Here is a 12686-nt window from a genome sequence, read left to right as displayed (position 1 = left end):
AATAAAAAAACCAATCCGGATGGATTGGTTTTTATTTTATTTAAAGTTGAATTTTACACTTAGCATCACCTGACTTGGGCGGAGCTGAATCTTCGTGTAAGAAGAACTATTTGTTGTTTGATTGATATTATAGGTTTCAAAGAATTTTCTGTTAGCAATATTTAACCATTTAATTTCAAAATCAATTTTCTTTTTAGACCATGAAAATTGGTAAGAAATATCATAAAACGCATTCTTATATTTATTACTTCCATCACTTGTATTCACCTGATCCCAATTGAATCCAATCGTATGGTCTTCTATAGGATAGAAATAAACTGCCAGATTGTGATTAAATCCTGTATTGACACCGAGCCTGCTTTGATTAGAACTCAAGCCTATATTATCTTGTTTGTTTCTTGATAAATTAAGTGTATAATCTACACTCGCCCAGCTGAAATAGGTGTTATTGAACTTAAGTCCATAAGTCTGAGTATTGTTTTTGCTCAAATATTGAGTGTCATCCAAGAACGCATCACTTTTTGTCAATGTATTTCCATAGCTCACAGAAGCATTGGTCTTGAATTTTGGGAAGTATTTACCAACCTCAACATTAAATCTATTACTCTTTGAATGATTTTCTCTTTCAATGTATCGGATTAAAGTAGACCCCGTTGCTGCATCCAAAATTGGAGAAGAAAGCAAATTTCTTTTACTATCGCTCAATGAATAATTTATATTAAAAAATAGATTGTTTAATGGATTTCTGTATTCAATTCTTGATCCTGCCATTTTTGACGTTATTTGAGGGATCGGGTTATTAGGGTCCATTACATTAAATCCTCTAGGGCTTAATAGCATGTAGCCTGCATAAGCCGTTTGAATATCTCCAAAATTATTGCTGATGTTTCCATTCAAACTTGCTTTCCAGAATGAAGCAAATGAATATTGAATAAAAGCATTTGGAGTAAATGTTGTCTTATTTAGTGATTTTGAAACTCCCCTTAAATCATCTTCAGCTTTTATGCTGTTGAAATTTGCAGGAAAATTTGCAAAAATACTCCAAGATTCAGATTTATAATTAACACCTAGTGAAGCAGAAGGAACAATTTCTGTAAATTTCAGGTTGTTTTCATAAATACCATCATTGAAATTTGGTGGAACATCATTCGGTACAGAAGGATTTGGAATTGCCTGCCCATCAAAGTTTGTATTTAGCTTATCTGTAGAGAAATCAAATCCCACCTGAGGAGTAAATGTCCATCCTTTTTTAGAAAAACTAATATTTGCTGAATGTGAAGTATCTAAAGTTTTTAGTCTGAACTGTTGTAACGCTAAAGTGCCTGGTGCAAAATTTACAATGCCATATCTATCTTTTTCGTTAGGATCGTTAGGGTTTACCTTTGGAAGTTTGTATGGCAGCTGTAAATAACTTGCCGGATCTACTTTCAATGTCTGCTGATCATCCTGATAATTGATATATGATTTGAAATTCACCATCTTTTCTCCCCATGGAATAATAGTACTCAATGAGTTTTGAAAAGATGATGTTGGAGATTCCACTCCTTGATTTCCTGATCTTCCTGCTCTTTCAGCAAATGCTCTGTCTGCATTCCAGAACTGACTGAAACTTGTGGTGTTTTTAAAGAATCCTTTCTTAGCATTTTTGGTAAAGATTAATTCTCCCTTCAGTTTATCTGTATAAAAATTATTTCTGGTACTCATCACCACAGTAGACTGTTGGGGTCTGTCATTAGTTGGAAAATAAGTTGTTTCATTATAATCCTCTCTTTCCACTGCATTATTTGTATAATTTGCATTAACCTTTAATTCCCATTCTTTCTTTTTATCAATATTAGTTAAGTAATTTGCAGACAAATAGTGAACATTATTCATCAAATACCTTTTCACTGGTAAATTTGGTGTACTTGCATTTTCTACACTTAACCAATTATTTTGCGAGATGTTACTTCTTCTTCCTTCCCATGGACTGCCAAATGCTAAAATATTCCCTTCATTTTCAACCTGCTCACCCATGTTATTGGTTTTATAATTGACTACCCATTGGCTTTTCTGCCCAAAAAACATGGGTGTCAGTTTTACATTCCAAAGCCATGGATCTCCGAAACCGGTTCCTACTTCTCCTCTACCTGTCATGGTGACAGAGTTTTTCAGTTTGATATTGATGGCTGCCTGGTCTGAAGGTACTTTATCCTGAAGTATTTTTACCGGCTGGTGGTTCTCCAGAACTTCTACTTTCTGTACGGCATCTTTAGGAAGTGAGTTGTTGATGGTACCGTAACCGCCTTCCATCAGGTCTTTTCCATTTACATAGAATTTATTGATAGCATTTCCCTGGTATAGAATTGTTCCGTCTTTGTTTACTTCAATTCCCGGAATCTTTTTCATTACATCCGCAAGGGTTCTGTCATTTTTACTATTGAATGCTTTAAGATCGTAAGAAATGGTGTCACCTCTTGCGGTGATCATTTTGGTTTTCAGCTGTACTTCTTTAATTTCTGTAGCTTCAGACTGCATTTTAAAGTTCAGAGTCTGATCACTGTTATTAATTTGCTTCGTAAGAGGTTTCTGATTGAATGCTTTCACTTTCAGATCCACATTGGATTCAGCGGAAGTAAAAGTTACTTTATATTCTCCTTTGGAATTTGTAATGGCATAAGCAAGAATAGCGTCTTTACCGGGCTCTTCTATCGTTACACTGGCGCTTGGTATTGCTACCCCGTCATCATCAGTAATTTTTCCTGAAACCGTTTTCTGTGCAAAAGTAAGCACAGTAAAGAAAAGCATCAGAAATAAAGAAATATTTTTTTTCATACTTATTATTTGCTCAATTAGTTAATCATTATAGTTTTTTGTTACACTTTTTATAAAGATGAATTTTATAGTTAAAGGTTAAATCAATATCACTACAAACATAGTGATAATTTTCAAACTTTTGATTTTCATTTGAAAAAAGAAATCTTTTTAAGCAAATTCAGAATCTGTTTATCCGTTTTTGCGAATATTTATTGTATCATAAAATCATGTTTGGCATAAAAAATTCGCAAAATAAGCGAGTGATTTATTTTTTGATTTATGTAACATAATCTGAATAGATTTTGTCTTATTAATGAGATAAAAGAACAATTTTAATAAGAAGCTAAGGAATTAATAATCTTACTTATTCTAAATAGGAAAATCTGATTTGAATCATAGATTAAAAAAAAATTAAACACTGGTACATAAATATATATTTAATAATTTTGTAACATAAAATTTATAAAATGGGAATAATTTTAAAGCCTATAGATGTTGTAGATGACATTTCGAAAGAAGAATTCTACGAAAAATATCTGAAGCCAAGAAGGCCCGTTGTCATCAAAAATATGGCAAAAAAATGGCCTGCTTACCAAAAATGGACGATGGAATATATGAAGGAGGTTGTAGGAGATGTGGAGGTCCCGCTATATGACAGCTCAAAGGCAGATCCTTCTGCTCCCATCAATGCATCAGCAGCAAAAATGAAGTTCGGAGATTATATAGATCTTATCCAGCGAGAGCCTACTGATCTTAGAATTTTCCTATTCGACCCCATAAAATATGCTCCTAAACTTTTGGAAGATTATATTTCTCCTAAAGAATTAATGGGAGGCTTCCTTGATAAATACCCGAATATGTTCTTTGGAGGAAAAGGCTCTGTAACCTTCCTTCACTTCGATATCGATATGGCCCATATTTTCCATACCCATTTCAACGGAAGAAAACATATTCTTCTTTTTGATTATAAATGGAGAGAAAGACTTTACCAGATTCCTTATGCAACCTATGCACTGGAAGATTATGATATTGAAAACCCTGATTTTACAAAATTCCCTGCACTGGATGGTGTAGAAGGAATTGAATGCTATCTTGAGCATGGTGATACTTTATTTATGCCTACCGGATGGTGGCACTGGATGAAATATCTGGACGGAAGTTTCTCAATTTCCTTAAGAGCATGGGACAAATCATGGGCAGTAAAAGCACATTCTCTATGGAATCTTACCGTACAGCGTAAATTTGACGACATTATGAAGTCAAACTTCAAAAAAAGCTACATGGACTGGAAAGAAAAAATGGCTGTTAAAAGAGCAGAAATGGCCCTGAAGAGAGGCTTACCAAGATAATAAAAAAGACGTTTCACTTGAAACGTCTTTTTTGATTCTATTATAACAATTTTATTTCTTAATCATTTTATAGCCTTTTTCAGTCTCTTTATCTTTGACCTTCACTATATAATTTCCCGCTGCCAGTTCACTTACATTTACCGTTCCGTTTTCTGTATTCATTGTTTCTTTTTTCACTAGCTTTCCGTTAAGATCATAGATGTTAATTTCAGACATCTTAGTTTTATTTTTGATGTGTAAAACATCTTGTGCCGGGTTTGGATAGATGGATGCACGGCTGTTATCGGCTTTGGCATCAGAAACCGATAAACTGTTTGTTGAAATCTGGAAATCATCGATCCCAATAAACCAGACATCTTCTGTAGTGGAATGAAAAGCAATATAAATTGTCTGTCCTACAAAAGGCGTCAGGTCGTACGTATACTGATTCCACGAAGTAGGAGGTTTTACTGCTGCAGCAAGCGTGTTGGTAAGGCCTGCAATAGTAGGAGTTGTGGTTGACACTTTTATATCCACTGTCTCAGCAAGCCCTGCTCCTCTGTTTCTTGCCCAGAAAGTAAGCTTATCAGATACTCCCGCAGTGACCACTATGGCAGGGCTTATGGCATAATCATCATGGGAAGTACTGCCATATTCCAATCCAAGGAAGTGTGTTCCCGAATGAGGAGCATTGAATGAAGAGTCATAAGAACTAAAGGTTTCCCAGGTTCCGGGATCTCCACCATTAATTATTGTCCAGTCAGCAGGCATTGTTGCCGAATCAAAACTTTGAGAATACTGTGCCAGTAAACCTATCGGTACAAAGCACAGCAATGTTACGAATTGATAAATTTGTTTCATAGTGTTTGTTTTTGATACTAATTTAATAAAAAACTAAAACATTGATTAACAAATTACTATAAAAACAAAAAAATAGTCAGAATTTTCGTGAAAAATATTTACAACACCCTATAAACAGGATACTGTCTGAATGTTTTTTCTTCAAAATAAGGAGAATGTCTGTACACCCAATCCAATTGGGCATCTCCATCTTCAGACAGCTTTTTATCAGATGCTTTAGCTGCTTCAAATGCTTCTTTCAGCTTTTTATCCTTTTTCAGAAGTTCAGCGGCAGTATCTTCGAAAATATAGGCGGAATAGTATTCTTTCTGCGCCAGAATTCCATCAAAGAAATTCCAATTGAAAAATGAGTCTAATGCTTCAGGTTCAAGGGTTTCTATAATATATTTCACACCAGGCTGATTGGTTGAAACCAGATAATCTCCGGCTGTAAATGCCCTATTTTTCTGTGTAGCATCAACTGTAGTTTCAAAATGCAGATAATGTCCTTCGTAAGGGCTTTTAACGGTTTTAAAATCCTTAATTTTATAGGACTCAACCGCTAAAGTGCTGTCTTTCTGTATCGGTTTCATCTGAATATTATTTCTTTTAAATTCTTCAATCACACGATATTGAGACTGTGGAATCACATAATATTTTGGAATGGTAATGTATCCCGTTGGAACAGCCGTCGTAAAGAGTTTTATATTCTTCGTAAAAGGCTTATTTCTGTCATAATACAGCCTTGGCTTCCCTGAAACTTCACTGGGTTTGTATTTTCCTTCATAGCCTTTAAAATCCATGATAGAGAATTTTGTAGAGTCTATTTTCCAACGGATTCCGTATGGTTTACCTGCCTGATATTGTTTTAGATTTTCTATGCGAAGCTGCTTTATTTTATGATAATCTTTATCTAAATTCTGCAGATTCACCAGCATATATTTGTAAGTGGCATCTACCCTTTTATCATACGGTTTCAGCATATGGGTTTCGGGAACGGTTCCCAAAGAATTAAAAAGGGAAGTATATCCCGTAGAGTATCGGGGAGAATCTTCAAATGAGGCAAATCCGACTTCCGGAACATCTCCATGAATGTTGACGTAGGGAGTACTTTCATACCCCAGTTTTTTCATATCCTCAAGATTTTTAGACTGATAATCATTGTAGAAATAATTTCCAAGGGTATTTCCCAGACGTTCTTTAAATGTAGAAATATAGGTGAATGTATATTGATAATCTGCTCCGTTGCTGACATGGTTATCGATAAAAACATCCGGTTTTAACCACTGATAGATTTCCTGAAAGCTTCTGGCATTTTTAGAATCGGCCTTGATAAAATCTCTGTTCAGGTCATAATTCCTTGCATTTCCTCTGAATCCGTACTGTTCCGGGCCATTTTGATTGGCTCTGGAATAGGATCCTCTATTCAGCATTCCACTTACATTATAGGCAGAAATAGCCGCAATAATAAAGTTTTGTGGAGTTTTGATCTTTTTGGCAGCGAGGTCTCTCATCAGCATCATGGTTGCATCAATTCCGTCCGGTTCTCCAGGATGAATCCCATTATTGACGAAGAGGACGGCTTTGTCTTTTCTTAATTTTTCAAGATCTTTTTCAGGAAAAGGGTTATAGACCACTACATAAATGGGCTTTCCGTTGTCATCTTCTCCTTTTTTCAGATATTGAATGGTATTGAAATTTTTCGCCAGATCCTGGTAATAACTGTTCATTTCATCGTAGGTAACCGTCTGATTTCCATTCCCTTTTTCAAAAGGAGTCTGAAATGATTTTTGAGCTAAAAACAAGGTAGAACTTAGGGTGAATAAAAGATATTTCAGTTTCATTGAAGTCATATTTTCAGACTTTAAAAGTAGTTATCTTTTGGGAGAAATGAGAATATGTTGATGGGTAAAATGTTTTTAAAATAGAAACCTAACAGGTTTTAAAAACCTGTTAGGTTTAGTTTGTCATCACAATAAACGCTCTTTTATTTGTTCTATTCTATCAATTCCTTCCTTTTTCATTAGGATACAGAGAAGGAAGCGGATCACTTTGCCAGAATTGCTTGGAGTCAATATCCATGATGGATAAAGATCCGGTATAGGCTGCTCCGGTATCCATATTCCAGATATTGGCTTTATTGGCTGGTATTTTGATCCCAATATCCAGCGTTGGCGTATGTCCGATGAATATTTCTTTATACAACAGCAGTCTTTTGGGATATAATTCAGAATTCTTTTCCAGTTTTTTATCCATTGCCACGGCAGTTTCCCAAAGGGTTCTGTCCCAGCGGTAATTACTGGAATAGACTTCTTTTTCAGGACCGTGCATGGAAGAATATCCGGCATGAATAAAGAGTCGGTTCTGATCATCAATATGATAATTTTTCATCCTTTGAAAGAATTCGAGATGAATATCCAGATCTTCAAGAGAATAATCAACATAACTTTCTACTGTACTTTTTCCTCCGTTGAAAAGCCATACATCGGGTTTTTGTCCAAATGCCAACCAATCTTCACACCATGCATCATGGTTTCCTTTGATGAAAATACATTCCTGTTTTTCGGAAAGTTCCAGTAAGAATTGTATGATTTGTGAAGACTCGCTCCATCCATCTACATAATCTCCGAGGAAGATCAGTTGATCATTTTGCGTCACTCCTGCTCTTTCAAGAACCTGCAACAAGGCTTTAAATCCTCCGTGGATGTCTCCTATGACTAATGTTCTGCTCATTTTACTTCGAAATATATTTTGCATCTACAAAATCTGTAAGCCAAACTCCATTTGCAGACTGGTAGAAAGACAATCCTTCCTGATGCATTGTTCCGGTTCTGATGGTCAGAATCACAGGTTTGCCGTGTCTCATCCCGACCTTTGTAGCGGTCTCTTTATCAGCACTTAAGTGTACATGCTGACGTGTTCTTTTTTCGATTCCTTTTTCTAAAATGGAAGAAATATTGGCTTCAGCTGTTCCATGGTACAGAAATTCCGGAGGCTGCTTGGCTTCCAACGCCAGGTCAATATCAATAGAGTGTCCCTGACTTGCTCTGATCATGGTTTTATCTTCGTTAAAAGCAAAACGCTTTTTATTGTTGGTTTCTACTACCTCATCTAATTCTTCGGGAGTAAAATATATTCTTTTTTTGGCTGATTTTGTTCTCAGCTCTTCGACATCTGTCCAACCGTTTTCATCCAGTGTAAGGCCTATACTTTTTGGCTGATGCCGCAAGATCAGGCTTAAAAATTTACTTATTTTTTTCTTTTCTATTTCGTTCATGGTTTGTATTTTAATTCATTAATTTTTGGTGTAATTTCTCACATAAAGCTTCAATATCATCTTTCCTCACCAGCTCAGAAATCCATTCCTGCGGAATATTTTCATATCCATAATAAATTCCGGCAATTCCTCCGGTGATGGCTCCTGTGGTATCGGTATCTTCTCCCAGATTGACAGCTTTTAAAACGGCTTCTGAGTAGCTTTCCGAATTTAAAAAACACCATAAAGAAGCTTCCAGGCTGTGAAGAACGTATCCGCCACTCTTAATTTCATCTTCAGGATATCCGGAAATATCATTCTTTAAAATTCTACTGAAAAGTTCAATTTCATTTGGGTTAAAACCTTGCTTTTCAGCATACTCTAAAGACACTTTCTGTGTATGCGTGTATGCCTCTCTTTTATTCTTTCTTTTCAACAGTTGAATGGAAAAAATAACATAGATGAAACAGGCAAAAACAGAACGGAAATGACCGTGAGTTATTGCTGAAACCTCTTTTACGATCAGATAAAGCTTCTGAATATCCTCTTCATTTTCAAGATAAAAGGCAAGGGGAAGAATTCTCATTAAAGAACCATTTCCATTGTCTTCTTCAAAAATATTTCCTGAAAATCTGGCACTTTCACCTTTGATTAATCTTGCCAGAGCATGTCTTGTAGTTCCTCCGATATCGAAAAGCCTTCCATGGGCAGTCAAGTGACCATACTTGTTCCACTTCACAAAACTTTGTCCGATTTTTTCAAGATCGTAACCTTTGGTAAGCTCTTCTGCAAGGCAAAGCGTAAGAGAACTGTCATCACTCCAGGTTCCTTTGGGTTGATTCCAGGACATATATTCCAGCATTTTTGTTACCGGATTTCTTATCAGATCTTCTCTTTTTTTAAATTCTACCGGAACACCCAGTGCATCTCCTATACAAACACCTATTATCCCTGCTTTTACTTTGTTTTCCATCAGGCAAGATTCACCAGTTTATCAAATAATAATTTCATTCCCTGCGTAGCTGTTTCCTTCATTACAACAGCTCTCTGTCCGTATCCGAATCCTGTTTCATTAGGATTGATGACGATTAGAAGGCAGTCGTCTTTGATATCATGAATCAGTCCGGCAGCAGGATACACCTGCAACGAAGTTCCGACTACCAACAGAATATCTGATTCCTTTACAATTTCTCTTGCCGTTTGATACAAAGGAACATCCTCTCCAAACCAAACGATAAAAGGTCTTAATTGAGCTCCGTCTTCTGCCTGATCTCCTATTTTAATATCATCTTTTTGTTCATAAATCAGGCTTTTATTATTACTCGAACATGATTTAAACAATTCTCCGTGAATATGAAGGATGTTGGTAGATCCTGATCTTTCGTGAAGATCATCTATATTTTGGGTAATAATCTGAACGTCAAAATGTTTCTCCAGCTCTGCCAGCAATTGATGCGCTTCGTTGGGCTGTACTTCATGCAGCTGACGTCTTCTCTGGTTGTAAAATTCAAGGACTAATGCTCTGTCTTTTTTCCATCCTTCCGGACTTGCCACATCCGTTACATTATGATTTTCCCAAAGACCGTCTCCGTCTCTGAAGGTTTTTATTCCGCTTTCGGCACTGATTCCCGCGCCGCTTAATATGGTTAGTTTTTTCATCTTTTATTTATAATTTCTTTATAATGAAAATCTTTATAAGGATTATTGATACCTGCTTCTTCCCAATCGTCACAAACAGTAATTATTGAATTAGCGTAATTAATATACTGTTCATCATTTTTAGGATAAATATCTATTAAAGATTCTACCTCTTTATTATCAAAAATATAAAGACTATTATTCTCTTTAATTAAAAAAGCTTCTCTAAACGCTAAAATAAATTCTTTAATATCTAGTTCATTTTTGTTACCCTTATAAAAAACATAATATGATTCATGAGATACATTAATTCTATGTTTCAATATTTCAAAATCAAATTTGTTTATATTATGCTTTAGTTTTCTTTTAGTCTCATTTATTAGTCTAAAATCTAATTCAAAATTTGAAGGAAAAACTTCATAAAATTTCACATCATCATTCTCGAAAAGTTTGTAAAAATTCTGCTTTATTTTCTCCGGTGTTTTAACTCCAAAATAAATTCCCGTAATAGCTGAGCGATGAATTTTTTTCATCCCATACTTATCAAAGATTAAGCGAATTTCTTTTTCATGTTGCCAAGCAGACTTCTTAGTAGCAAACATCTTTCTTATAAAGCCATCTTGTAAATTTATAAGATCCTCAATTCCCAAAGTTGGAATATTATCCATATAATCAATTTGAAATTGATATTGAAAATCAAAATTTTGCCCTTTATCAACTAATTTATCTAAATCATATTCTATACAGTATCCAAAATATGAACTAGCATAATAAGCCCATAATTGTTCATTCAAAAAATCTGTACTTAAACAATAAACTCCAATTTCTTCTTTAAAATTTAAAACTTCCCGAAATTGTTTTTCTAGATTTTCCAATTCACTATGTGGAAATAATGTTTTCAAAAGATCTATGACTTGGGATATTTCCTCATTAAAATAAATATCAAACGGATCATTCAACATGCTATAATTTGATGAGTAAAAAGAATTGGTACTTATAGTTTCAAAATCTCTTTTAAAAATATCTTCTTCTATTGATCTATATTTATAAACTTTCATGACAATTATCTTATTTTTTTTACTACAAAACAATTTCTTCAAATGGTTTCAACATTTCTTCTTTCTTCGTAAGCACTGCGAAAACCACTCTTTTAAATTTATTTTTAAATTTTCCCTGAAGATGTTTCCTGAATAATCCTGCAATTTCTTTTGGATCATTCTTGAATACACCGCATCCCCAGGCTCCTAAGATTAAGACTTCATTTCCCTGATGTAAGGCCAGTGAGAACATTTTATCCATTCTAAGATCCATTGCATCAAAAATTTCATGTACTCTTTCCGGTTCCTGACGTTTTACCACACCTGCATTGACTGCCGGAGACGTGATGAAATTACACAGAACAGGCTTAGAAAGCAACTCTCCCTTATCTTTCCTGAAAACAGGAACTTTAGGACTGTAAATCATTGTATCGGTATAAAAACAGGATTCCATCGCACGATGAATTGTGTAATAATCCCATGCCTGAAGTAAGCTTTCATACAGTCCGGAAGTTCTTGCCAGGCTTTCTTCCTGAGCTTCGGCACCGTTGATAAATCCTCCACCCGGATTTTTTGCTGATGCAAAATTCAGACACATGATTTTCTCCTGATTTTCTTCTTCGGCTAATTGTAAAATTGCTTTTAAAGAACTGCATTTCCATGTTTCAATTTTTGTTTCAAAACTGATTTCCGGCAACGGAGATTCTTTCATTTCAGAAAGTTGTTCCGGAGTGAAAAGAACGGTTTCTTTTTTACTGATTTCCAGTTCGTTTTCTATATTTATTTTTTCGTTGTTTTCGTTTATATAATATTTTTTGGCAAGGATATCTAAGGTATCTTTTGCCATTCCTTTATTTGTCATGGTTAATTTTTTAATATTAGACATCAATTCTCCCAACTCCGTATTTCCTGCTTTTTCAAAATCATCTCCTATAAACACTTGGGTTACTTTGATGTTTCCTACAATGGCTTTATTAAAACTATCCAGTTCTTCTGATGGAACCCATAGCTCGTTGTGGTTTCTTGCTCCTACATTCTGAGCAGGATATTGATCTGCTACTTCTTTCTGTACATCAAATTGGGTTACAAAACCAAGATAGTTTCCGGCTTCGTCTCTGGTGTTCCATTTTTCTGCAATTTCTGAAGCATATTCTTCATTGAGAACAGGGTAAAAAATGGGCTGCCATTCCAGTCTTGGGGGAAATTCTTTAAATCCGCTTTCTATAATCAGGATCATTTCTTTTTCGCCTACTGGTCTATATAATGTTGTTGTTTTCATGGTTATTATTTTTCAAAAAAAAGATTAATATAGCACAAAGTGACTAATAAAGAGTAGTTTACAAGAGAGGAAAACTCTATCGGTAACGATTTAGTAATGGTGCTTATTACATTCTTTTTCATTTGATTACCTTGTAAATCAATATTGCAAATATAAAAAATAAAGGGTAGAGTACATTGGCTCTTTACCCTTTATTTCGACTTACAAAGTTATTGCGGAGGTTGCTCATTTGTGTGCTCCTACAATTGCGCATTACCGTAATCCCAATAGTATGAGCCCTGCTTTAGTATAAGACATGGCAAGGTGTATATAGAATATGTACCCAAACAGAGAGATACAGAATGCTTTAGATATATGGCTTAAGCAAAGGCTGGTAGTTTGACCTATCCATGTACCAGGAACACTGAGCATAAAGCTATGGTGCTGTTTTATATCCATAATGACAGCCTTACTGAGTTAGAGTTTTTTTCAAGACATTAAAAACTCAGTCAATCAGGTCGCACAATAATTAA

General features: G+C 35.0%; 10 protein-coding genes. 1 reads left to right on the top strand and 9 read right to left on the bottom strand.

Going from position 1 to position 12686, the window contains the following annotated elements; translation table 11 throughout:
- Positions 1 to 36 precede the first annotated feature (36 nt).
- Positions 37 to 2814 carry a carboxypeptidase regulatory-like domain-containing protein gene (locus tag ACMA47_RS18765; protein ID WP_413931003.1) on the bottom strand — a complete coding sequence of 926 codons (2778 nt, stop codon included), beginning with the start codon at positions 2812 to 2814 and terminating at the stop codon, positions 37 to 39.
- A gap of 449 nt (positions 2815 to 3263) precedes the next feature.
- Between ACMA47_RS18765 and ACMA47_RS18760 the strand changes: the two genes are divergently transcribed.
- A complete protein-coding gene (locus ACMA47_RS18760; RefSeq protein WP_336701887.1) occupies positions 3264 to 4145 on the top strand; it encodes a cupin-like domain-containing protein in 882 nt (293 codons plus the stop codon).
- A gap of 51 nt (positions 4146 to 4196) precedes the next feature.
- On the opposite strand, the gene ACMA47_RS18755 is transcribed toward ACMA47_RS18760, so the two are convergent.
- The 8 genes from ACMA47_RS18755 to ACMA47_RS18720 all read right to left on the bottom strand — a co-directional run bounded on the left by ACMA47_RS18755 (position 4197) and on the right by ACMA47_RS18720 (position 12174).
- A complete protein-coding gene (locus ACMA47_RS18755) occupies positions 4197 to 4985 on the bottom strand; it encodes a choice-of-anchor J domain-containing protein (RefSeq protein WP_413931002.1) in 789 nt (262 codons plus the stop codon).
- A 98-nt stretch (positions 4986 to 5083) separates the two neighbouring features.
- The gene (locus ACMA47_RS18750) at positions 5084 to 6808 is read right to left on the bottom strand and encodes a hypothetical protein (protein ID WP_413931067.1); all 1725 of its coding nucleotides are present in this window, start codon (positions 6806 to 6808) and stop codon (positions 5084 to 5086) included.
- A 160-nt stretch (positions 6809 to 6968) separates the two neighbouring features.
- A complete protein-coding gene (locus ACMA47_RS18745; RefSeq protein WP_413931001.1) occupies positions 6969 to 7697 on the bottom strand; it encodes a metallophosphoesterase family protein in 729 nt (242 codons plus the stop codon).
- Between the two features lies 1 nt (position 7698).
- The gene (locus tag ACMA47_RS18740) at positions 7699 to 8241 is read right to left on the bottom strand and encodes an RNA 2'-phosphotransferase (protein ID WP_413931000.1); all 543 of its coding nucleotides are present in this window, start codon (positions 8239 to 8241) and stop codon (positions 7699 to 7701) included.
- 10 nt (positions 8242 to 8251) lie between these two features.
- On the bottom strand, positions 8252 to 9193 hold the full coding sequence (locus ACMA47_RS18735; RefSeq protein ID WP_413930999.1) for an ADP-ribosylglycohydrolase family protein: 942 nt from the start codon (positions 9191 to 9193) through the stop codon (positions 8252 to 8254).
- Positions 9193 to 9879 carry a Sir2 family NAD-dependent protein deacetylase gene (locus ACMA47_RS18730; protein ID WP_413930998.1) on the bottom strand — a complete coding sequence of 229 codons (687 nt, stop codon included), beginning with the start codon at positions 9877 to 9879 and terminating at the stop codon, positions 9193 to 9195. The genes ACMA47_RS18735 and ACMA47_RS18730 overlap by 1 nt, the downstream gene beginning before the upstream one ends.
- On the bottom strand, positions 9876 to 10916 hold the full coding sequence (locus ACMA47_RS18725) for a DUF2971 domain-containing protein (protein ID WP_413930997.1): 1041 nt from the start codon (positions 10914 to 10916) through the stop codon (positions 9876 to 9878). The genes ACMA47_RS18730 and ACMA47_RS18725 overlap by 4 nt, the downstream gene beginning before the upstream one ends.
- A 22-nt stretch (positions 10917 to 10938) precedes the next feature.
- Entirely contained in the window at positions 10939 to 12174 is a 1236-nt protein-coding gene (locus ACMA47_RS18720; protein ID WP_413930996.1) for a TIGR02452 family protein, read from the bottom strand.
- Positions 12175 to 12686: the final 512 nt, after the last annotated feature.

Source organism: Chryseobacterium sp. T20 (assembly GCF_047345655.1).
Lineage (GTDB): Bacteria > Bacteroidota > Bacteroidia > Flavobacteriales > Weeksellaceae > Chryseobacterium.
The sequence above is the reverse complement of the archived record's forward strand: the minus strand, read 5'-3'. Positions and strand labels throughout refer to the sequence as shown.

What these genes read in the sequence shown, in the direction of transcription:
- ACMA47_RS18760 (WP_336701887.1), top strand. Translation starts at nt 3,264, where the DNA reads ATGGGAATAATTTTAAAGCCTATAGATGTTGTAGATGACATTTCGAAA.
- ACMA47_RS18720 (WP_413930996.1), bottom strand. Translation starts at nt 12,174, where the DNA reads ATGAAAACAACAACATTATATAGACCAGTAGGCGAAAAAGAAATGATC.
- ACMA47_RS18750 (WP_413931067.1), bottom strand. Translation starts at nt 6,808, where the DNA reads ATGAAACTGAAATATCTTTTATTCACCCTAAGTTCTACCTTGTTTTTA.
- ACMA47_RS18745 (WP_413931001.1), bottom strand. Translation starts at nt 7,697, where the DNA reads ATGAGCAGAACATTAGTCATAGGAGACATCCACGGAGGATTTAAAGCC.
- ACMA47_RS18765 (WP_413931003.1), bottom strand. Translation starts at nt 2,814, where the DNA reads ATGAAAAAAAATATTTCTTTATTTCTGATGCTTTTCTTTACTGTGCTT.
- ACMA47_RS18755 (WP_413931002.1), bottom strand. Translation starts at nt 4,985, where the DNA reads ATGAAACAAATTTATCAATTCGTAACATTGCTGTGCTTTGTACCGATA.
- ACMA47_RS18725 (WP_413930997.1), bottom strand. Translation starts at nt 10,916, where the DNA reads ATGAAAGTTTATAAATATAGATCAATAGAAGAAGATATTTTTAAAAGA.
- ACMA47_RS18740 (WP_413931000.1), bottom strand. Translation starts at nt 8,241, where the DNA reads ATGAACGAAATAGAAAAGAAAAAAATAAGTAAATTTTTAAGCCTGATC.
- ACMA47_RS18735 (WP_413930999.1), bottom strand. Translation starts at nt 9,193, where the DNA reads ATGGAAAACAAAGTAAAAGCAGGGATAATAGGTGTTTGTATAGGAGAT.
- ACMA47_RS18730 (WP_413930998.1), bottom strand. Translation starts at nt 9,879, where the DNA reads ATGAAAAAACTAACCATATTAAGCGGCGCGGGAATCAGTGCCGAAAGC.